19 protein-coding genes are annotated in these 22,771 nt (G+C 43.1%); 6 read left to right on the forward strand and 13 right to left on the reverse strand.

Annotated features, from left to right (window positions below):
• Nucleotides 1-109 precede the first annotated feature (109 nt).
• Both polA and hemB read right to left on the reverse strand, forming a co-directional pair.
• Nucleotides 110-2,899, reverse strand: coding sequence for a DNA polymerase I (gene polA, locus F9817_RS04285; protein ID WP_161153733.1), 2,790 nt, complete (start codon nucleotides 2,897-2,899; stop codon nucleotides 110-112).
• A gap of 822 nt (nucleotides 2,900-3,721) precedes the next feature.
• Entirely contained in the window at nucleotides 3,722-4,765 is a 1,044-nt protein-coding gene (gene hemB / locus F9817_RS04290) for a porphobilinogen synthase (RefSeq protein ID WP_161153734.1), read from the reverse strand.
• Nucleotides 4,766-4,958: 193 nt separating this feature from the next.
• On the opposite strand from hemB, the gene F9817_RS04295 reads away from it, so the two are divergent.
• On the forward strand, nucleotides 4,959-5,720 hold the full coding sequence (locus F9817_RS04295; protein ID WP_161153735.1) for a TatD family hydrolase: 762 nt from the start codon (nucleotides 4,959-4,961) through the stop codon (nucleotides 5,718-5,720).
• 51 nt (nucleotides 5,721-5,771) lie between these two features.
• Here F9817_RS04295 and tatC read toward each other — a convergent pair whose 3' ends face one another.
• The 7 genes from tatC to rmuC all read right to left on the reverse strand — a co-directional run bounded on the left by tatC (nucleotide 5,772) and on the right by rmuC (nucleotide 11,896).
• A complete protein-coding gene (gene tatC, locus F9817_RS04300; protein ID WP_161153736.1) occupies nucleotides 5,772-6,536 on the reverse strand; it encodes a twin-arginine translocase subunit TatC in 765 nt (254 codons plus the stop codon).
• Nucleotides 6,537-6,602: 66 nt separating this feature from the next.
• On the reverse strand, nucleotides 6,603-6,992 hold the full coding sequence (tatB, locus tag F9817_RS04305) for a Sec-independent protein translocase protein TatB (protein WP_161153737.1): 390 nt from the start codon (nucleotides 6,990-6,992) through the stop codon (nucleotides 6,603-6,605).
• A 3-nt stretch (nucleotides 6,993-6,995) separates the two neighbouring features.
• Complete coding sequence (tatA, locus tag F9817_RS04310) at nucleotides 6,996-7,244, reverse strand: Sec-independent protein translocase subunit TatA (RefSeq protein WP_161153738.1); 249 nt, start codon at nucleotides 7,242-7,244, stop codon at nucleotides 6,996-6,998.
• 42 nt (nucleotides 7,245-7,286) lie between these two features.
• Nucleotides 7,287-8,921, reverse strand: a complete 1,635-nt coding sequence (gene ubiB / locus F9817_RS04315) for a ubiquinone biosynthesis regulatory protein kinase UbiB (RefSeq protein WP_161153739.1) — start codon at nucleotides 8,919-8,921, stop codon at nucleotides 7,287-7,289.
• The gene (locus F9817_RS04320) at nucleotides 8,918-9,523 is read right to left on the reverse strand and encodes a ubiquinone biosynthesis accessory factor UbiJ (RefSeq protein ID WP_161153740.1); all 606 of its coding nucleotides are present in this window, start codon (nucleotides 9,521-9,523) and stop codon (nucleotides 8,918-8,920) included. The genes ubiB and F9817_RS04320 overlap by 4 nt, the downstream gene beginning before the upstream one ends.
• A 9-nt stretch (nucleotides 9,524-9,532) precedes the next feature.
• Nucleotides 9,533-10,312 (reverse strand): bifunctional demethylmenaquinone methyltransferase/2-methoxy-6-polyprenyl-1,4-benzoquinol methylase UbiE, encoded by a 780-nt coding sequence (gene ubiE / locus F9817_RS04325; protein WP_161153741.1) that lies wholly within the window; start codon nucleotides 10,310-10,312, stop codon nucleotides 9,533-9,535.
• 54 nt (nucleotides 10,313-10,366) lie between these two features.
• A complete protein-coding gene (gene rmuC / locus F9817_RS04330) occupies nucleotides 10,367-11,896 on the reverse strand; it encodes a DNA recombination protein RmuC (RefSeq protein WP_161153742.1) in 1,530 nt (509 codons plus the stop codon).
• Between the two features lie 126 nt (nucleotides 11,897-12,022).
• On the opposite strand from rmuC, the gene F9817_RS04335 reads away from it, so the two are divergent.
• Nucleotides 12,023-12,931, forward strand: coding sequence for a DMT family transporter (locus F9817_RS04335; protein ID WP_161153743.1), 909 nt, complete (start codon nucleotides 12,023-12,025; stop codon nucleotides 12,929-12,931).
• Nucleotides 12,932-13,087: 156 nt separating this feature from the next.
• On the opposite strand, the gene araC is transcribed toward F9817_RS04335, so the two are convergent.
• Complete coding sequence (gene araC / locus F9817_RS04340; RefSeq protein ID WP_345789711.1) at nucleotides 13,088-13,969, reverse strand: arabinose operon transcriptional regulator AraC; 882 nt, start codon at nucleotides 13,967-13,969, stop codon at nucleotides 13,088-13,090.
• A gap of 86 nt (nucleotides 13,970-14,055) precedes the next feature.
• Here araC and F9817_RS04345 point away from each other — a divergent pair, with 86 nt between their 5' ends.
• A complete protein-coding gene (locus F9817_RS04345; protein WP_161153744.1) occupies nucleotides 14,056-14,379 on the forward strand; it encodes a hypothetical protein in 324 nt (107 codons plus the stop codon).
• A gap of 213 nt (nucleotides 14,380-14,592) precedes the next feature.
• Here F9817_RS04345 and araA read toward each other — a convergent pair whose 3' ends face one another.
• From araA to F9817_RS04360, 3 genes are read right to left on the reverse strand one after another with little or no spacing between them, the layout of a single operon-like run.
• Nucleotides 14,593-16,095 carry an L-arabinose isomerase gene (gene araA, locus F9817_RS04350; RefSeq protein ID WP_161153745.1) on the reverse strand — a complete coding sequence of 501 codons (1,503 nt, stop codon included), beginning with the start codon at nucleotides 16,093-16,095 and terminating at the stop codon, nucleotides 14,593-14,595.
• A gap of 13 nt (nucleotides 16,096-16,108) precedes the next feature.
• A complete protein-coding gene (gene araD, locus F9817_RS04355) occupies nucleotides 16,109-16,861 on the reverse strand; it encodes an L-ribulose-5-phosphate 4-epimerase (protein ID WP_161153746.1) in 753 nt (250 codons plus the stop codon).
• Nucleotides 16,854-18,557 carry a ribulokinase gene (locus tag F9817_RS04360; protein ID WP_161153747.1) on the reverse strand — a complete coding sequence of 568 codons (1,704 nt, stop codon included), beginning with the start codon at nucleotides 18,555-18,557 and terminating at the stop codon, nucleotides 16,854-16,856. Before F9817_RS04360 ends, araD begins: the two co-directional genes overlap by 8 nt.
• A 366-nt stretch (nucleotides 18,558-18,923) precedes the next feature.
• Here F9817_RS04360 and F9817_RS04365 point away from each other — a divergent pair, with 366 nt between their 5' ends.
• From F9817_RS04365 to araH, 3 genes are read left to right on the forward strand one after another with little or no spacing between them, the layout of a single operon-like run.
• Nucleotides 18,924-19,931: an arabinose ABC transporter substrate-binding protein gene (locus F9817_RS04365; protein WP_161153748.1), complete on the forward strand. Its 1,008-nt coding sequence runs from the start codon at nucleotides 18,924-18,926 to the stop codon at nucleotides 19,929-19,931.
• 57 nt (nucleotides 19,932-19,988) lie between these two features.
• On the forward strand, nucleotides 19,989-21,503 hold the full coding sequence (gene araG / locus F9817_RS04370; RefSeq protein WP_161153749.1) for an L-arabinose ABC transporter ATP-binding protein AraG: 1,515 nt from the start codon (nucleotides 19,989-19,991) through the stop codon (nucleotides 21,501-21,503).
• A gap of 16 nt (nucleotides 21,504-21,519) precedes the next feature.
• The gene (gene araH / locus F9817_RS04375) at nucleotides 21,520-22,509 is read left to right on the forward strand and encodes an L-arabinose ABC transporter permease AraH (protein WP_161153750.1); all 990 of its coding nucleotides are present in this window, start codon (nucleotides 21,520-21,522) and stop codon (nucleotides 22,507-22,509) included.
• Nucleotides 22,510-22,771: the final 262 nt, after the last annotated feature.

The raw sequence follows: 22,771 nt of genomic DNA on the forward strand, positions 1-22,771 counted from the left end.
TTTTAATACCTTGTTTTTTAAAGCGACAAAAAAGTTTTTTTCTTTATATAAAAAAGCCAGCGACTGTGCGCTGGCTCATACTATTGAGGCAAATTAGTCAAAATTTAACCTAATGTGCTTGTTCCCAGTTATCACCATGCCCAGCTTCTGCCACAAGAGGAACATGCAGATCTGCAGCTGATTCCATCAATTCTTGTACTTTACTTTCAATTTCGGACAAACATGACTCATCAACTTCAAAAACCAATTCATCGTGTACTTGCATTAACAAAGTCACTCGACCATTGCCTTCTTGTTCTATCCATTCGTCGACCAATAACATCGCTTTCTTGATGATATCGGCTGCAGTGCCTTGCATAGGAGCATTAATCGCAGCACGCTCCGCAGCTTTGCGACGCATACCATTACGTGATTTAATTTCAGGTAGGTGCAAACGACGTCCATAAATGGTTTCGACATAACCCCGCTCAGCAGCTCGACTACGTGTATCTTCCATATACTGCATGACACCAGGATAGCGTTCGAAATAAGTATCCATATAATGTTGGGCTTCACCGCGTGGAATACCAAGCTGTTTTGCCAAACCAAAAGCACTCATGCCATAAATCAAGCCAAAGTTAACGGCCTTAGCTCGTCGACGTTGCTCACTCGTCACATTATCAATCGTAGTGCCTAGTATTTCAGCCGCTGTAGCAGCGTGAATATCTTTTCCATGCTTAAACGCATCCACGAGTGCTTTATCGCCAGAAAGATGCGCCATAATCCGCAACTCGATTTGCGAGTAGTCGACTGCCATGATCTTGCGGCCATGTGGCGCAACAAAAGCTTGGCGAATACGACGACCTTCTTCATTACGCACTGGTATATTTTGCAAGTTTGGATCGGTAGAAGACAAACGTCCTGTGGCTGTGACCGCTTGGTGATACGAAGTATGAACTCGTCCAGTTGCCGCATTAATCATCTTCGGCAATTTATCAGTGTACGTGGACTTGAGTTTCGCTAAACCTCGATATTCGAGAATCACTTTAGGTAATGGGTAATCTAACGCAAGTTCTTGCAGAACTTCTTCGTTAGTGGAAGGAGCACCTGACGGTGTCTTCTTCACAACAGGTAATTCCATTTTTTCAAATAGAATCGCTTGTAACTGCTTAGGTGAACCTAAATTGAATTCCTGACCTGCAATGTCAAACGCCTTTTGTTCTAGTTCATCCAATCGTTGAGCGATTTCTTGCGATTGAGCACCAAGCAACATGTCATCAATCAAGACCCCTGCTCTTTCCATACGAGAAAGCACAGGCACTAATGGCATTTCAATGTCTTGGTATACTTTTTGTAAAGCTTCATCTTCTTCAATAAGCGATTGCAACTGATGATGTAAACGCAAAGTAACATCGGCATCTTCTGCGGCATAAGGGGCGGCTTCATTTAAATCAATCTGATTGAAAGTAAGTTGCGCTTTACCTTTGCCTGCTACCTGTTCAAATGAAATACAACTATACTGAAGAAAGCGTAATGCTAAGCTATCCATGTCATGTTTGCCGCCGACGCTATTGTAGACATAAGACGCCAACATGGTGTCATGTTTAATGCCTTGCATATGAATATCATAACGCGCTAAAACACTCGCATCATACTTCAAGTTCTGGCCGACTTTCGCCAAATTTGCATCTTCTAGCAACGGCTTAAGCTGGGCTAATACCCAATCACGATCTAATTGCTCTGGCGCATCTAAATAATCGTGAGCAACAGGAACATAAGCAGCTTTTCCTTCTTCAATTGCAAAAGAAACACCGACTAAATTCGCTACCATGTAGTCAAGGCTGTCAGTTTCCGTATCAAAAGCAAACTCTTTCGCAACTTTTAGTTTTTCAACCCACTGATTAAATTCATCTTTGGTCAGTACGGTTTGATATTGGCTACGGTCTATTTTTACTGCAACAGATTCAACCGATTTTTTTTCTGGATCACTGTAGCGACCCGCTCCGGATTTTTCATCAGCGACAACAGTACCATCACCACCATCAAGTAACTCAGTTAACCAAGATTTAAATGCCATTTGACCATAGAGCTCAACCAACCGATCTTTTTCTGGCGTTTGCTTAAGTAGCGATTCTGGAGAAAATTCCATCTCGACATCGAGTTTAATGGTGGCCAATTCGTAAGATAAGTAAGCGTTCTCACGATTGTCTTCAAGTTTCTTCGCCATCGTTTTTGAACCACGGAAACCTAAAGGTTCGATTTTATCTAAATTGGCGTACAGTTCATCTAAACCACCAATGCCTTGTAATAAGGCTAAAGCCGTTTTTGCACCAACACCAGGAACTCCTGGAATGTTATCGACTTTGTCTCCCATAAGCGCAAGGTAATCGATGATCAATTCAGGTGGAATCCCAAACTTATCGATAACCCCTTCACGATCCATCACGACATTTGTCATGGTGTTAATTAAAGTCACGTTATCATCAACAAGCTGAGCCATGTCTTTATCTCCGGTACTGATGAGTACCGGCATACCTGCTTTCGATGCTTGGCTTGCCAACGTACCTATCACATCATCAGCTTCAACACCTGACTCACAAATCAGAGGTAAACCTAATGCCTTAATAATGTTATGTAACGGCTCAATTTGGCAACGAAGATCGTCAGGCATTGGTGGGCGATTGGCTTTGTATTCCGGATACATATCATCGCGGAATGTTTTACCTTTTGCATCAAATACGACCGCAATACGATCTGAAGAAAATTGACGCATCATGCTGCGGACCATATTAACCACACCATATATGGCATTGGTTGGAATATCACCGTTACTCATCGTGCCTGGATAGGCGTGAAATGCACGATAGAGATAAGAAGAACCATCAATAAGAATGAGTGGGTTATCAGGTATGCGAGCCATAATTGTTTTGCTGTCCAAGTGAGATTATTGGTTAATGGGTAAGGATGCCACGACTGCTGCTTGGTTTCCATGTCCTAGCTAGTTTTACTCAATAAGATCACGTTGTTCAAATATTCTGCTAAACAACCCCCCCCCTGTGGATAAGTCTGTTTATATTTTTTATCCACTGGTTATCAAACCGTCTTTTAAACATCAAAAATAAAAGCTATCTTGTTGTTTTTTAAATAAAAATAATTAGATCGATCTTTCTTTTTATGATCGTTCTTCGATCACACTTTGTGGACAAGATTTTTACGCTATCGATTACTAAGCTGGGATCGAGATCAGATCCTATTGTTTGAAGTTTCAACGATTAAAAAGTTTACGCAAACGGTTGGTTGAAGAATTTGATGGCAAACGCCAAATCCGAGGCATAAAAAAAGCGACATCATAAGATGTCGCCTAGCAATACAGGTTAAAGCCAAATTTAATCAGCTTCACCATAAAGCCTAAATTACACTGGAAGCAATGTGAGCAATGTCGTGTCAAAAAGAACTTCCGTGGATTTAGAACAAAAATTGTAACGTTACCGAAATAAGAGCTTAAGTTACTTTCTCGTCTAAACCGCTACGTCATTCCCTAAGACATGGTTAATAATAATTATTCTCATTTAATAGTCAACACCTAAATGAGAAAAAGTCTCATTATTTTTTAGAGCCATACCATAAAAGAGATCTTGCTCTCAATTATTCGTGATATGAATCTTTAAAACAAAAAACGGGCTGACTACTAGTCAACCCGTTTGTTCTATCTTTACCCGACGATAATGATTAAATAATAGAATTAGTCTCGTTTAAGGTACTGCGCTGTTTCCGCATTTTCTTGAGCTAACCATTCAGCAACATCTTTAGCAAAATACGTTAGGATTCCATCAGCACCAGCACGCTTAAAGCACAATAAAGATTCCATGATGGTTTCTTTCTCTTTCAGCCACCCATTCATAATCGCAGCTTTATGCATCGCATATTCACCAGATACTTGATAAGCGAACGTTGGCACTTGAAGTTCCGTTTTAACTCGACGAACAACGTCTAAATACGGCATACCAGGCTTAACCATGACCATATCGGCACCTTCGTTCACATCCATTGCAACTTCATGTAATGCTTCATCGCTATTAGCAGGATCCATTTGGTAGTTCTTCTTATCCGCACCTTTTAAATTGCTAGATGAGCCAACTGCATCACGGAAAGGACCATAGTAAACCGACGCATACTTCGCTGAATAGGCCATAATTTGAGTGTATATGTGTCCCGCTTCTTCTAATGCTTCACGGATTTTACCAATTCGGCCATCCATCATATCTGATGGAGCAACAACATCTGCACCTGCGGCAGCATGAGACAGAGCTTGCTTAACAAGCACTTCGGTTGTTTCTTCGTTCAGAACATACCCTGTTTCATCAATAATGCCATCCTGACCATGCGTAGTATAAGGGTCTAGAGCCACATCAGTAATAACCCCCATCTCTGGCACATGAGCTTTAAGCTCCCGCACAGCACGTTGCACTAAACCTTCTGGGTTATATGCTTCTGCTGCATCCAAGGTTTTCACATCTTGGTTCACGACAGGAAATAGCGCCAAAGCAGGCACACCAAGATTGGCTAGATATTGCGCTTCTTCAATAAGTAAATCGATAGATAAGCGATCAACGCCAGGCATTGATTCCACTTCTTCACGACGTCCTTTACCCATAAGCACGAAAACAGGATAGATAAGATCACTGACAGTCAGTGTATTTTCTGCAATAAGACGGCGGCTAAAATCATGTTTACGAATACGACGAGGACGACGGCCAGGGAATTGGCCTTGGATAGATATGGACACTAGACTCTCCTTCTTTATGACACGCACAGCACCAAAGATGCGGTGGTGGTTGAGCTTTATTTTGGAAGTGTTACCAAAATCATATCACTCTTAACTTTCTGTACCAGAGGAATAACGAAAAATCCTTCAATGATTCACAACGCTGACTAACGTATACTGCGAATAAATAACACCCAAGCAACGAGAGACCATCATGATAGATACTCATGCTCACATTTACGCTAAAGAATTCGATCACGATCGAGATGAGGTCGTAGAGCGCGCTATCGAACAAGGTATTGAACATATTCTGCTGCCGAATATCGACTTAGCGTCCATTGAACCGATGCTAGCAACAGAAGCCGCCTACCCAACTATCTGTCGTTCGATGATGGGGTTACACCCTTGTGACGTAAAACAGGATTATCAAACCACACTAAACAAGATGTTAGCATGGTTCGATAAGCATCCTTTTATTGCTGTGGGGGAAATTGGGATTGATTTATATTGGGATCAAACGTTTAAAAAAGAACAGGAAATCGCCTTTATCAGTCAAATGCGCTGGGCAAAAGAAAAACAACTTCCGGTAGTGATCCACACGCGTGACTCAATGGAAGAAACCTTACAACTGGTTAAACAAGAACAAGATGGCAATCTTCGAGGAGTGTTCCACTGTTTCGGAGGCAGCATTGAGGAAGCTAAAGCGATTAATGATCTGGGCTTTCACCTAGGGTTAGGTGGGGTCTCTACATTTAAAAATGGTGGAATGGATAAAGTGATTCCCCATCTGGATATGGATTACGTCATTTTAGAAACAGACTGCCCTTACCTCGCTCCGGTTCCGCATCGAGGTAAACGTAACGAGCCATCCTACACTCGCCTCGTGCTCGACAGAATTGTGGAGTTAACGCCTTATTCAGCCGAAGAAATCGATACGATTACGACCCGTAATGCCAAGCATTTATTTCAGCTTTAACTCCCAATAAAAAAGCGACCAATTGGTCGCTTTTTTAAATCTATATCCATTCTATTCTTCTGCGCTTTCCGCTTCATCATCTATCTCATCTCTTCTTGTATAGAAACGAGCAAAGAACAGACCAATTTCAAACAACAAGCACATAGGCACAGCGAGTAAGGTTTGTGAAATCATATCTGGAGGAGTTAAAAGCATACCAACAACAAAAGCACCGACCACGATGTATGGTCTCTTCTGTTTGAGGCTTTTTACATCTGTTGCGCCAGTCCAACACAATAAGATAATCGCAACAGGCACTTCAAAAGCGATCCCAAATGCCAAAAATAGAGCAAGAACAAAATCGAGATAACTGGTGATATCGGTCATATACTCAACCCCGCCAAGCGAAATAGCAGTAAAGAAACCGAACACAAGTGGAAATACGACAAAATACGCAAAGGAAACGCCGCAATAAAACAGTAATGAACTCGACATCAGAAGAGGAAAGATGAGGCGCCGTTCATGACGATATAAACCAGGAGCGATAAACGCCCATACCTGATAAAGGATATAAGGTACAGAAATAAATACAGCCACAATTAATGTCAGTTTAAGTGGTGTAAACAGTGGAGAAGCCACATCGGTCGCAATCATACTCGCGCCATGAGGAAGACGATCCACTAATGGCCTTGAGATAAACTCATAGATATTATTAGAAAAATAGACCAGTGCCAGAAAGACCACTAATACTGCTGCAACACTGCGTAATAAGCGATTACGCAACTCAAGCAGATGAGTGATCAGAGGCTGAGTCTGCTCATTTTCAACTGAAGACATTAGAACCCCATAGAAACGGATCAAAAAGAGTTACCCTCAAACTACAGGTAACTCTCTAATAAAGGATTAGTCGGCTTTGTCGGTAACAGTAGATGAAGAAGCTGTTTTTTGAACGGTAGCTTCTTTTTCATCGGTTTCAGATGACGCTTCCGGCTGATTTTCATTTGCATAAGAACGCTGAACGTCTTGGGCTGATTTCTTCAGCTCATCCACCGTTTTTTGCAAGTCGGGAGAAAGGTCTTTCATCCCCATTTTTTCAGCTTTACGTAAATTCTCTTGTAACTCTTGAATCTTCAATTCTTGAGAAAGCTCATCCTTAACGCTATTCGCCATACTTTTCGCCGCACTAACAAATTTAGCAACGGAACGAATCGCATGAGGTAAACGTTCTGGACCGAGAACAACCAGAGCAACAACGGAGATTAATACCAGTTCCCAAAAACCGATATCAAACACTATCTATGCCTGCTCTTTATCTTTTTTAGTTTCTGCTGTGGTTGCAGATGCACTGTTTTGCTGTTCAATGTTTTTTGCTTCAAAATCTGCATCTTTCTTCGCAGCGTTAGAGTCTTCGTCTTCCATTGCTTTTTTGAAACCTTTAACAGCGCCGCCTAGATCACCACCGATGCCGCGTAGTTTTTTAGTGCCAAACAGCAGGATCACGATGACAGCAATAATAAGCAGTTGCCAAATACTGATTCCACCCATTTTCTATACCTCGGGTTATTACTTAACTGATTAATGTCTCGTTTAGCGGCGATAAGAGCGCCAGCTTAACAGCCAAAATAGAATACCGACTGTCCCACTACCTAAAGCAATTTGTTCCAAATTACTCGTAAACAAAATGGTAGAACAAACGATAAGTGTTGCACCCACACCAAAAAGAAATTTACCGGTTGCGTGTTGTCGCTTACTGTCTCGATATCCTTGGTAAAGCTGGTCGATGCGCTGATTCATCACTTTACCTTGTTTGAGGCTATCATAAAGTAGCTCTGGTAGCTCGGGTAATTTTTCCACCCAGTACGGTGCACGTTGTTTGACAGCATTTATTACTGCCTGAGGTCCAATTTGCTGCCTCATCCACTGTTCTAAGAAAGGTTTTGCCGTCTCCCACAAATCTAATTGCGGGTACAACTGGCGACCTAAGCCTTCCACATACAGTAAGGTTTTTTGCAAAAGAACTAACTGTGGTTGAACTTCCATATTAAAACGACGTGCGGTATTAAACAAATTCAATAACACATGACCAAAGGAAATTTCACATAGAGGTTTTGCAAATATAGGTTCACAAACAATCCGAATCGCGACTTCAAATTCATCAATGTTGGTGTCAAAAGGCACCCAACCCGAATCAACATGTAGTTGAGCCACTTTACGATAATCACGATTGAAGAAAGCTAAGAAGTTCTCGGCCAAATACCGTTTATCTTCGTTATTTAAGGTACCGACAATCCCACAATCGAGACCAATCCATTGTGGATTGTCCGGATGCTCTGGGCAAACAAACACATTGCCAGCATGCATGTCAGCATGGAAAAAGCTGTCACGAAATACTTGTGTGAAGAAAACACTGACACCACGCTCAGCGAGTAACTTCATATTCGTGCCATTGGCTTCTAACGTAGCAAGATCTGAGACCTGTATACCGTAAATACGTTCCGAAACCATGACAAATTGAGTGCTGTAGTCAGTATGTACTTCAGGAACATAAAGCTCTTCACTGCCTTCAAAGTTACGTCTTAATTGAATGGCATTGGCCGCTTCACGGCGCAAATCCAATTCATCTAACAGAGTTTTCTCGTATTCACGAATAACTTCAACGGGTTTCAAACGACGCGCATCTGGGACCGCTTTTGCTACAATACGAGCCAAGCGATACATCAGCTTAATATCGGCATCGATAACGGGTTGAATATCAGGGCGAATGACTTTTAATACAACATCTTGACCTGTTGCTTTCAGTTTCGCTGTATGGACTTGAGCGATCGAAGCTGACGCTAGCGGATTGATATCAAAATCGTCAAACCATGTGTCGATAGGACCACCAAGTTCAGACTCTATACGCTGTTTAGCCAATTCGCCATCAAAAGGAGAAACTCTATCTTGTAGCTGAGCAAGTTCATCTGCGATATGGGGGGGAAACAGATCACGTCTAGTTGACATCATCTGTCCCAACTTAATCCAAACAGGCCCTAACTCTTGTAAAGCGAGGCGTAAACGCTCACCTAATGGACGATCGGAGTGCTTATTTCTAATCCAGAATAGACCTTTACGGGCCAGTAACGGCGCCTTGGTTAACTCATGATTAGGTAAAAGCTCATCCACACCATATTCAAGTTGCACCTTAATGATGTGATAAAGTCGTTTCATTTCTGACAGGGTCATAGAGTTTCCAACAGTTGTTGAATTTTTGCCTCAACACGAGCAGCCTGGCTTTTCACTTCATCCACTTGATCGCAAAAATCGGCGATTTCTAGAGGTGCTGGTGCAATGCGCCACTCTTCCGTCAACACTTGCCCAAAATGTGCGTTGTGCTTATTCACACGATCTTGCACAAATTGGAAAATATCTTTGGAGCCTTGCACGACAGAATGAGCAACAACATCGCCGGTCACGCGAGATAACCACTCTTCAGGATTCGGCTTACAATCAGTCATCAACTGCGCGAATTTTTGCGCCAACTGAATATCGCCGTCTAACACCACTTTATCTTGCTTAATCAACTGTGTGATATTCGCCTGCTCTCGCAATTGTGGTAATACCGACAAATGTAGTGATAGATAGCAATCAGGCTGACCTTCATAGTCAGATAACACATCAATCTGCTGACTAAATATAAACGTCAGGGTTTTATTTATCTCTTTAAGGTGCAGCTGAATCACTTGACCTTTTAGTCGTGCTAAACGACGAACCAAATCTGGGTTATCGTTTATCAGAGTGTTAAGCGATGTTTCGATGACAGCTGTAACCAAAGGTACAAATGGCATAAGGCAACCTTAAAATTTATAACCACGGTGCAATGCAACGATCCCACCAGTTAAATTGAAATACTGCGTTTGTTCAAAGCCTGCGTCGTCCATCATCCCTTTCAACGTTTCTTGATCTGGGTGCATTCGAATCGATTCAGCCAGGTAACGGTAGCTTTCAGGATCGTTAGCAATCATTTGCCCCATTCTTGGTAAAATATGGAATGAGTATGCATCGTACACTTTTGATAAAGGTTCAAAAACAGGTTTAGAAAACTCTAAAATCAATAAACGACCGCCTGGCTTCAGAACTCGAAACATAGAACGAATTGCTTTATCTTTGTCTGTCACATTACGTAGGCAAAAGCTAATGGTAATGCAGTCAAAGTAGTCATCTGGGAATGGCAGTTCTTCTGCATTCGCTTGTACATAGTGGACATTGCCAACAATGCCATGATCACGCAGCTTATCGCGCCCTACATTCAGCATTGAGTTGTTAATATCAGCAAGAACTACATGACCTTTCTCACCAACAATACGAGAAAATTTAGCGGTTAGGTCCCCAGTACCCCCGCCCAAATCGAGAATACGCTGGCCAGGTCGAGCACCGGCACAATCAATCGTAAAACGTTTCCATAACCGGTGAATGCCACCAGACATCAAATCGTTCATGATGTCGTATTTGGTCGCAACTGAAGTGAATACTTGGGCTACTTTGCTTGCTTTTTCTGATTTATTAACGGTTTCGAAACCGAAATGCGTTGTTTCTTGAGTCTCTTCTGAGTTCGAATTTACGCGGATGTCCGTCATTTCTTTTCCTCTTAGGCACAAGAGCCTAACTATCAAACTGCGACTGGGGATGAGCTAGTTTACTTTATCCGTTGCCTGATGTCTTTCCGACAACGTATTTTCCTCATTCGCATCAAATTGAGAACGCTCAGCAATGCCGCTGCGAATAGAGCGTTTGATCTCTACTCCCAACTGCTTAAAACTTTCGGCCTGACGAATCGCATTCCCACGACCCGATACCAGCTTATTCATGGCGCCCTGATAATTTTGGTTAGCTCGGTCAAGCGATGTCCCCAAGCCTTCCATGTCTTCTACGAATAAACGCAGCTTATCGTACAACTTACTCGCTCTTTCAGCGATAATTTGTGCGTTTTGATTTTGCCGTTCATTACGCCATAGGTTATCAATAGTACGCAATGCAACCAATAGCGTTGTCGGACTTACTAAAATAATATTTTGCTCCATCGCATCATTCACCAAACTAGGATCGGCCTGAATAGCGACTTGGAACGCGGGTTCTACCGGAATAAACATCAACACATAATCCAGTGTTTTGATGCCTTTGAGTTGATGATAATCCTTCTGTCCTAACCCTTTTATATGACTACGAATTGAGAGCAAATGATCACGCAAAGCGCGTTCACGCTGCTCATCGGTTTCCGCATTAAAATAGCGTTCATAAGCGATCAGCGTCATTTTAGAATCGATGACGACTTGTTTATCGTTAGGTAAATAAACGATCACATCCGGTTGATAACGCTTACCGGCTTCGTTTTGCAAACTTACCTGTGTTTGATATTCATGGCCTTCACGTAATCCTGATTCCGAAAGCACTCGCGCTAAGACGACCTCACCCCAATTCCCTTGCTGTTTATTGTCACCTTTTAACGCTTCGGTCAGATTGACCGCTTCTTTCGCCATTTGTTCATTTAAACGCTGCAAGTTCTTTAATTCATGAACTAGGGTATGACGCTCTTTTGATTCATGATTAAAGCTATCATTGACTTGCTTTTTAAACCCTTCCAATTGCTCGCGTAGCGGATTCAAAATCCCAGCCAAGCTTTGTTGGTTTTGTTGATCAACTTTGGCCGTTTTTGCTTCAAACAGCTGATTAGCAAGGTGTTCAAACTGCTGCTTTAAACGTTCTTCCGCTCGTTCTAGCAACGCCAATTTTTCTTGGTTAGATTCCAGCTGCTGTTGATGACGAGCTTGTTGTTCGTGTAATTGAACTTCCAGTTGGGCCTTCTGTTCACGAGCTTTATTTAAATCATCGGCATATTGCTGTCGTTCTTGTTTAACTGCTTCAAAATAACGCAGCTTTTCCAATGCTGCCATTACCTTACCGTGTGATTGTTTCAATTCATATTCAGCACGATCACGCTGACTATCCAAGTCCTCAAGCTCTTGCTGAGCCTCCTGAAGAGATCGTTTAAGCTGTTCAACTTGCTGCTGGTGCCAATGCGTTTGGCTTTCAAGTTGCTGTTCAAGCAGTTGTGACTTTAACTGCAACTTTTGCTTGATCCACCAGCTCGCAACACCCCCTGCAACAGCGGCACTAACTAGCGAAGACAAAAGCGTGAGTTGATGTTCAATGATCCATTGCATAATGACTGCTTACCCAGTTGTATTCTCTGTTGAAAATGGTATTTCCATACTGGATAAATGTCCAGTTTGTCGCACGATAAATCACCCTATAGACTAGATTTACTTACTTTTATTGGAACTCTTCTCATGAATGAACGCCGAGCCATCGGGCTGGGGTTATCTGCGGTGCTATTATGGTCAACAGTTGCAACTGCGTTTAAGCTAACTTTGGCTCAATTTACGCCTGTTCAAATGCTCACAGCAGCAAGCATTGTTTCTGCTCTTGCTTTAATCATTATTTGTCAATGTACCGGCCGTTTAAAACAGCTTCCTGCAACCTTTCTCTCTAATCCATGGTATTACTTATTGCTCGGATTAGTGAACCCTTTGGCCTATTACGTCACTTTATTCAAAGCCTATGATTTATTGCCAGCCTCTCAGGCTCAATCCATCAACTACAGTTGGGCGATTACTTTGACACTCATGGCCGCTTTTTTCTTAGGGCAAACGATTCGTAAACAAGATTGGATTGCATGCGTACTGAGTTATATCGGTGTGATTGTCATTGCCACCAAAGGCGATGTGTTGAGTCTTCAATTTGACAGCACCTCAGGTGTGGCCTTAGCGCTGTTCTCCACTTTACTATGGTCTGGTTATTGGATTCTGAATGCCAAAAATAAAGCTGACCCCATCATCAGCGTGTTATTAGGCTTTTTAGTCGCAATTCCATTTGCGATCATGTTAAGCCTTTACGAAGGTTCAGATTGGCACCATATCAATGGTGAAGGCTGGTTAGCTGTTACCTACGTGGGGCTATTTGAAATGGGTATTACCTTCGTTTTATGGTTAAGTGCTTTAAAAAATACCAATAACACGGCCCGAGTCAGCAACCTGATTTTTATATCCCCTTTTATTTCTCTGATTCTATTGGCCACCATCATTGGCGAAACCATCCACCCGTCAACATTAGTGGGGTTAGTGATGATCATTTGTGGTTTGGTTATTCAGCAATTCAAAAGTAAAAAAGCCTCTCAAGAAGCACCGTCTCAAGGGTAAAGAAAAAGCAGCATGGGTGACCAATGCTGCTTATTTCATTCTTCGATGTCGATATTATACACGTTGAAAGGGAATGACCATTCCAACCGTGATTGAGCTTGATCTAGGCTCGTTGATGAAGCTCTGAATCCTGCATCTTGAGGTCATTTGGGTATATTAGGTAATTTGCTCACGATAGAGCTTAGGACTAACCCCGGCTTTACGTTTGAATACACGAGAAAAATAGAGTGGATCGGAATACCCAACAATACGACCAATATGGTTAACTGAATAGTGAGTGGTCACTAACAGCTGCTTGGCACGGCTAATACGCTGATCATCGCGCCATTGGGTAATGGTCATCTTCATCTCATCACGAAATAGATGCCCTAAGCGTGAAGGCGACAAACAAGCATGGGCAGCAACATCTTCTAAGGTGAAATCTTGATTTAAGTTCTGTGTCATGTAATTCATTGCTTCAATCACACGTGGATCAATGGGCTTAGTTACCACGTCTGGTTGAACGGTTTTACATCGGATTAAAAGCTGCTCTAATAAATTGATTGATAAGTCATTGCGATATGGCAAATCGGACTTTGCGGTATATTCAATATCAATAAACAACTCTTCTAATGGCTGGGTCACCGACAATGGTAATCCTTGAGTCACATAGACACCATTCACTTCTGTTGGCCAAGTCAGCCAATCATTCCAAAACGCACGAGGTCTAAAGTAGACCCAACGATGGAACCATGAAGCACTATCAGCACTACGCTGATACAAGTGAGCCGCACTTGGTGGGAAAAGTAAAATATCTCCGGCACGTACTTTGAACTCGTTTTCGCCAGAGAAAATAGACCCTTCACCTTTACTAGTAAAGTTAATGATGTAGCCTTTCATCCCATTAGGTCGTTCGATACGAAAATCGAGTTCATCCCCCTCAATAATAGGAGTCAGTCCGGCGACGAGATGAGCGTCAAAGTTATAACCCGGTTTTAATGGATCGGTGTTCTGCATACCAAAGGCTTCGTTGATGTTTATCGCTAGTGTATGTTGCACATCGACCAATTACGATTTTCTAGTTCACATTTTATCTAACACAATCCATTGAGTTGCTGAAAATGCTTCCCTGAACAGGTCTGTACTTGCAGACTGAACTAAAAAGTCGCTCGGCAAGCCGTGTCGTCGTCGATGCCAATGATGATTTACTTCTGGTAAAGGAGTGCTTAGTTGACCCACTGGCGATAAATCTTTGGCGTGAACCTCATGACGAATTTCAAGTCGCGTGGGAATACTATTGCGCGCCAGGTACTCTATCACTAGAGCCCCTTGATGGAAGTAGTAATTCATGTTTATGGAAAGCTGATCGACATGACTTATTTGCCCCCACTGCTCTACACGATCAGCGCGGTGTCGAAACTTCCATTGAACAGACTCTAAATTTATCGGTTGTCCATTATTTTCAATGATTAACCGACCTTCAAAAACAAGCGTATCACCATGCACAACCTGAAAAGTCGTCGGAGTAATCCGTGCGACTCTCAGCTGCCAATGATTTTGTGCAATGGTGTAGCAACGATTGGGAGCTGATTCCTCACTAACCAATTTTACTACCTCAAGCCGATAGCCCCTTCTCAAATGAGAAAGGGCTAAGTTTACTTATACCAATATTAAATCAGTATTTAGATACCAGATGCTAAACGGTAGTACATGCTATTAGCTTTCAATTCAGTTTTGAACTGACGAATGTTAGTGTTTTCATCGATGACCACCATTTCCATACCCAGAATATCGGCATAGTCGCCCAATGTATCTAAGGTCACTGCTTGAGTGTAAACAGTATGGTGAGCACCGCCAGCATGAATCCACGCAGCAGCTGCAGTTTGGATATTAGGTTCTGGTTCCCATAGAGCATGTGCAACTGGAAGTTTTGGTAGGTCTGCAGGTGGCTCAACGGTATTGACCTTGCTAACCAACATGCGGAAACGGTTTCCTAAATCAATAACAGACACTGCCACGGCAGGCCCCGCTTGTCCAGAGAAGAGTAAACGAGGAACTTCACAACGAACACCGATAGTGTGTGTATGAATTTCAAGACGAGGCTTAGCTGCAGCAATCGATGGACAAACTTCCAACATGTGCGCGCCTAAAATTTGGCCGCGACCACCAAAGTTATAGGTGTAATCTTCCATAAATGAAGTACCGCCAGACAAACCTTGAGCCATCGTCTTCATGATGTGAGTCATCGCAGACGTTTTCCAGTCACCCTCACCGCCGTAACCATAACCTTTTGACATCAAGCGTTGGGTTGCAAGGCCAGGTAAGCTATCAATACCGGTTAAGTTTTCAAATGTATTGGTAAAGGCTTTCGCACCAACAGAAGTCAGAAAAGCTTCCATACCTGCTTCTAAGCGTGCTTCTTTTTGCATGATTTTCAGCAAATCACTGTCGTGCAGTAATTTGGGATCCATAACATAAGTTGATGCGTATTCATCTAAAAGACGAGAAACATCAGCGTCAGAGACAGAATTCACCGCTTCAGAAAGCTCACCTAAACCGTAAGCATTCACTTCATAACCGAATGCAATTTGTGCTGAAACTTTATTACCCTCAGTAACCGCTACTTGACGCATGTTGTCACCAAAACGAGCCACTTTTAGGTCGCGACCTGCTTGTTTACCTACGGCGGCACGACACCAGTTATCAATTTGATGGTGAACTTCAGGATCTTCCCAGTGGCCAACAACCACTTTGCGATCTAAACCTAAACGAGTACCAATGAAGCCAAATTCACGGTCACCGTGAGCACTTTGGTTCAGGTTCATGAAATCCATATCAATGGTATCCCAAGGGAGAGCTGCATTGAATTGAGTGTGCAAGTGTAAGAAAGGTTTGTTCAGTTCAGATAGACCGGCAATCCACATTTTTGCTGGAGAGAAAGTGTGCATCCAAAGTACTAAACCAAGACAGTCTGGGTCATTGTTCGCCGCACGACACACACCTAAAATTTCATCCGGTGTTTTTACAATGCCTTTTTCTACAATAGGCACTGAAATAGATTCAGCAGAATTCAAACCATTGACAATAGCACCGCTATCTTTAGCTACTTGTTGTAATACTTCAGGACCATAAAGATGTTGAGAACCGGTCACAAACCAGACTTGTTTATCATTAAATACTTTCATAACTTTCCCTTAATTATTTTTTATTGGATGAGGACTGTCCGTAATAAGCATTAGCGCCGTGTTTACGTAAGTAATGCTTATCCAGTAGGGCTTGATTGATATGATCAACGTTGGAATTTATCTGTAGGGTTTGCAGAGCCATGTCTGCGACAACTTCCATCACAACAGCATTGTGAACCGCTTGTGCTGCGTCTTTACCCCAACTGAATGGACCGTGCTCTTTAACGATGATTCCAGGAATAGCGGTAGCCTCATTATCACCAATAGTTTCAACAATGACTTTACCGGTGTTGTATTCGTAATCATCTTTAATTTCTTCATTACTCAACGCACGAGTACACGGAATATCACCATAGAAATAATCCGCATGTGTGGTACCAAGAGCAGGAATAGGTTTTCCAGCTTGAGCCCATGATGTCGCGTGTGATGAGTGAGTATGAACAACACCACCTATCTCAGGGTAAGCGCGATATAGCACAAGGTGGGTTGCGGTATCTGAAGAGGGTTTCAAGGAGCCTTCTACCACGTTACCTTCAAGATCAACCACCACCATGTTTTCTGCTGAGAGCTCGCTATACGCAACACCACTCGGTTTAATGACAACCAAACCTGACTCTCGATCAATCGCAGAGACATTGCCCCACGTAAACGTCACTAAATGGTGGCGTTCAAGATCCATATTGGCTTGCCAAACCTGATGGCGAAGTTGACGTATACGCTCAAAATGAGCGCTACGGGGGTTATTTAGCACTGCATGTTCAGCCATTGCTACGCTCCTGAGATAAGTGGAATTCTTCGATTTGTTCGATATGACGGCCTAACTCACGATAGGCACCATAACGTTGCTCGCGGCGCTCTTGAGTTGCTGAGTTAGGTTGATAAGTTTGACAAATAGGACTTGCCATCACTTTTTGTGCGGTTTCGCTATCTGGGTGCACACCCGCAACGACCGCCGCAAATATAGCCGCCCCCAAAGCACAACATTGTTCAGAGCGAACAATCGCTATTTCACGCCCAATAACATCAGCACACATCTGCATCACAAACGGTGATTTTTGAGAAATACCGCCAATGGCAATCACACGATTGACGTCCATGCCTTGGTCCACAAAGCAATCTACAATTGCTTTTGCACCGTGAGCAGTCGATTCAACTAATGCCGAGAAAAGAGCGGGTGCACTAGAGCCAAGATTTAACTCGGTTAATGCACCTTTAAGGCGCTGGTTCGCGTACGGAGTACGACGACCGTTGTGCCAGTCCATAGCTAATGGGGAGGTGGCTTGGACTTCGTAATTTTGTGCAGCATCTGCCAACAGAGGAATTAATTGGTCTTCGATGCCTTTCACTGCTTCTGCTTGGTCTGGATTTTGCGCGGCCCACTGCTGCAACGGCCACATCAAAAGATTTTTATACCAAGCGTAAATATCACCAAATGCAGACTGACCTGCTTCAAGCGCGGTCAATTGAGGAAGCGCACTCCCCTTCACTTGGCCGCAAATACCATGGATAGTTTTGTCACCAACTTGGTCATGATCGACCATCAAAATGTCACAAGTAGACGTGCCAATAACTTTGACTAAATCGTGTGCACCAGCACCAGCACCGACAGCACCCATGTGACAATCAAACTCACCAATTGCAACAGCGATCCCTTCTGGCAAGCCAAAACGCTCAGCCCACTCAGCAGATAGACGGCCAGCTTCTTCATCGGAGGTATATACGCGTTCGAACATACGATCGCGCATCCCACTTAAAGTTGGAGATATTGCAGTCAGGAATTTTTCATCAGGTAGGCCACCCCAGCTTTCATGCCACATCGCTTTATGACCTGCGGCACAAATGCCACGACGGAAGCGATCAGGATGCTGGTTACCACTGATCAGCGCAGGAATCCAGTCAGCAAGTTCTACCCAGCTGTAGGCATTTTTTGCGATTGAGTCATCTTGTTCACTGATCCAAGCTGCTTTTGCCCAGAACCACTCAGACGAATAAATACCACCGATATATTTGGTGTAATCAGGGAAATCGTTGCCATGAGCTAACTCATTGATGAGTTCTGCTTTTTCAACAGAAGTATGATCTTTCCACAACACAAACATCGCATTAGGATTGTTTTCAAATTCAGGAAGAAGCGCGAGAACATTACCATTCTTGTCGATAGGTGCAGGGGTAGAACCTGTAGTATCAACACCAATACCGACAACAGATTGTGCAATCTGGGCTGGTACTTGTGCCAACGTATCCTTGACTGCACTGGTCATCGCTTCAATGTAGTCTTGAGGGTGATGACGAAATTGAGACTGTTCAGGGTTACTGTACATACCTTTCATCCAGCGCGGATAGTAGGTAACTCCAGAGGCGACTTCTTCGCCATTTGTCGCATTAACCAATAATGCACGTACAGAATCTGAACCAAAATCAAGACCGATAACATGAGCTTGATGTGTAGTGAAAGTGTCCATGACAGCTCCATCAATGGTTGGAATTGCTATTTGTTATAACCGCGCCCCTTCCGTTCAGCCATGAATCAAGCTGCTACAAGTATGGATAAAAACGCCACAAGACAAATTCCGTGCGTTAGCTTAAAAAAACCACCAAAAATATCCATTTGACCAAGATCACACAAAAATGACGCTAATATGCGACAAAATGTCATGTTCGTGAACGAACATGACTATAACGAGATCCACTTCATATCTATCCTAGCTAAATGAATGGACAAATTCGCTACATTTTTTTGCTGTGATTTCTATCACTACCCACGTGCCACAGCAGTGTAAATAATCACCAACGGAACACCCTACATTCCTAAAAATGGATAAATAATAATGAAACTAAAAACCCTACTTACTACTGCAGCGTTGTCAGGGTTAACCCTACTCAGCGCTTCTGCCAGTGCCTTTTCCCTATTTGGCTCTGACGATGACACAATGAAACTTGGTTATTTGGTCAAACAACCAGAAGAACCTTGGTTTCAAACTGAATGGTCATTTGCAGAACAGGCCGGAAAAGACATGGGCTTCGATGTCGTTAAAATGGCAATTCCTGATGGTGAAAAAACGCTAAACGCGATAGATACCTTAGCGGCCAGTGGTGCAAAAGGATTTGTTATTTGCACCCCAGACCCAAAACTCGGCCCTGCGATCATGGCCAAAGCCAAAAGTTACGATCTCAAAGTGATCACTGTCGATGACCAATTCTTAAACGCAAAAGGCCAGCCGATGACTAACGTGCCTTTAGTGATGATGGCCGCTAGCCAAATTGGTTATCGTCAAGGTGAAGAATTAATTAAAGAAATGAAACACCGCGGCTGGGATCAATCTTCAACAGGTGTCATGGCGATTACCGCTGATGAATTGGATACAGCCCGTCGCCGTGTCGATGGTTCAATAAAAGCGATTCAAGAGTCCGGTTTTCCTGCGAATCAAATTCACCGAGTCCCAACCAAAACCAATGATATTCCAGGCGCTTTAGACGCCGCCAACTCTTTGCTTGTCCAGTATCCGAGTGTCAAACAGTGGTTAGTCGTCGGCATGAATGACAATACCGTTTTAGGCGGTATTCGTGCGACTGAAGGTCAAGGATTTAATGCCAATAACGTCATAGGAATTGGTATTAATGGTGTCGATGCAGTCAATGAATTAGCCAAATCTAAACCAACTGGTTTTTATGGTTCTCTGCTACCAAGTCCAGATGTGCACGGTTATAAAAGTATCGAATCTCTCTATAAATGGGTTCACGACGGCGTCGCGCCGAAGAAGTTTGTTGAGGTCACAGACGTGGTGCTCATCACTCGTGATAACTACAAACAAGAACTTGCAAAAAAAGGCTTGTAACTCTCTTAGCATCAGCAAACGTGCTGATGCTAAGTTTGCACACATAGGAGAGATGGTATGAACAACTCCCCCTCATTTTTAGAATTTTGTCATATTTCCAAACACTTCCCTGGCGTGAAGGCACTCACTGATATTAACTTTCGGGCCAATCGCGGCAGCATCCATGCTTTGATGGGTGAAAATGGTGCGGGTAAATCCACATTGCTAAAAACATTAAGTGGCTTGCACCAACCGACAGAAGGCCACTTAAATATCGATGGTCAACAATTGGTATTTCATAGCGCCAACGATGCTCTCGACCATGGTGTCGCGATTATTTATCAGGAGCTCAACCTAGTTCCTGAACTTAGCGTGGCGGAAAATATCTACTTAGGCCAACTTCCAACCAAAGGCGGACGTGTTGATTTTGATACGTTAAATGCCATGGCTAAAGAACAACTACAACGTCTTGGTGAACATTTTGATCCATCTCGTCCGTTGAAGGAGTTTTCTATTGGTCAGTGGCAAATGGTCGAAATAGCCAAAGCTCTGAGTCGTAATGCTCAGATTATTGCCTTTGATGAACCCACCAGTAGTTTGTCACAACGTGAAATTGAAAACCTTTTCACTGTGATTAGAGAATTGCGTGATGCAGGCAAGATCATTTTGTATGTGTCGCATCGAATGGAAGAAATATTTACTCTATGCGATGCGATCACCATTTTTAAAGATGGCACGCTTGTGCAAACATTCGACGATATGTCCCACCTCACACATGAGCGTTTAGTCGAGCTCATGGTAGGGCGTGAAATTAACGATATTTATAACTATCGTGCGCGACCTTTAGGTGAAAGCGGATTACGAATCGAAGAATTTCAAGGACCTGGAATTACTTCTCCCGTTTCACTCGATATTCGTCAAGGTGAGATTTTAGGCTTATTTGGTTTAGTCGGAGCAGGTCGCACAGAATTAACCAAATTAATCTTTGGTGCAGAAAAACCTACCGGTGGCCAACTCTATCTTCACGACACCCCTATCTCAATTCGTAAACCAGAAGATGCGATTCGAGCCGGCATTACCTTATGCCCGGAAGATCGCAAAAGAGATGGTATCGTGCCGATCCTTTCGGTGGCAGAAAATACCAATATCAGCGCACGCCCATGGCATCTAAAACTCAAAAGTTTGATCGATTTTTCTTGGGAAGAGACCAACGCAGCCACTCAACGTAAAGCACTCAACGTGAAGGCCGCCTCCCTCGAACAAAAACTGGGCGAACTCTCTGGTGGCAACCAGCAAAAAGTGATTCTTGGCCGTTGGTTATCAACGGCGATGAGTGTCATTTTGCTTGATGAACCTACCAGAGGTATTGATGTCGGGGCGAAATCTGAGATCTATGAGCTGATTTTTAAGCTGGCTGAAAATGGCGTCACGGTACTCGTGGTATCGAGCGATCTCCCCGAGGTCCTCGGCATATCCGATCGCGTGCTCGTAATGAAAGATGGGGGCGTATCAGGAGAACTACAACGCAACCAATTTAACGAACAAACTGCGCTTCGCCTCGCTATGTTAGGCGAAGAGAAAACAGCGGCGTAACCAAAGGAAGAACCTTATGTCTATTTCAAGTACATCGAAAGTGACACAACCTGAAGAAAAATCGCACCGATTTAATCTTGCTCATATCTGGGATAAATTCGGTATGTTATTGGTTTTTGCAGGGTTATTTTTACTCTGCTCCCTGTTTGTGCCCTACTTTGCTACCTTCATTAATATGAAAGGTCTTGGCCTAGCCATTTCTATGAGCGGTATGGTGGCCTGTGCCATGCTATTTTGTTTAGCATGTGGTGACCTCGACCTTTCTGTCGCTTCTGTGATTGCATGCTCGGGAGTTGTGACAGCCGTTGCCATCAATGCCACCAGCAGTGTCATTCTCGGAGTTGGCGCCGGATTACTCTCTGGTGTTGCTTTTGGTCTACTCAATGGTTTTGTCATTGCCAAACTGCAGATCAATGCACTGATTACCACTTTAGCAACTATGCAAATTGCTCGTGGTCTTGGCTATATCATTTCAGATGGTAAAGCGGTGGGTATTACTGAGGAGAGCTTTTTCACACTGGGTAATTCGTCATTTATTGGGGTCCCAACGCCCATTTGGCTTACCATCGTTACCTTTGCCGTGTTTGCATTTCTGCTTAATAGAACCGTTTATGGACGCAACACATTAGCCATAGGGGGTAACGAGGAGGCCGCAAGACTCGCAGGTGTTAATGTTGTAAAAACCAAACTGATTATATTCACTATGTCTGGTTTTATTTCTGCCCTTGCTGGCGTCATTCTCGCGGCTAGGATGACTAGTGGTCAGCCAATGACATCCGTCGGCTTCGAGCTCGTCGTGATCTCAGCTTGCGTTTTAGGTGGGGTTTCACTTAAGGGGGGAATTGGTAAAGTCTCATATGTCATTGCCGGTGTGCTTATCTTAGGTACGGTAGAAAATGCAATGAACCTACTAAATATGTCACCTTTTGCTCAATATGTAGTGCGCGGTGCCATTTTACTCGCAGCGGTTATCTTTGACCGTTACAAACAAAAATCTCGTGCTTAACGGCTAACTCTAGTCACGAAAATAATCATCACGGTAAATCAACCAAAAGCTCTCTGTCACCTCTCGCAGAGAGCTTTTTTATCACCTTTAGCTATAAAAATATTTTTGTGAACAAGATGTTATTTTGTTTGCTATTAAAATGGACAATATCGCTAGCCAAAATATTATGTGACAAATCTCGCCATCAGTAGACCTATTTCGACATACTCTCACATGGAAACAAAATATTATAAAGAACTACCCTAACTATTATTTTAATCCG

The sequence above is a fragment of the Vibrio eleionomae genome, assembly GCF_009874545.1.
GTDB lineage: Bacteria > Pseudomonadota > Gammaproteobacteria > Enterobacterales > Vibrionaceae > Vibrio > Vibrio nitrifigilis.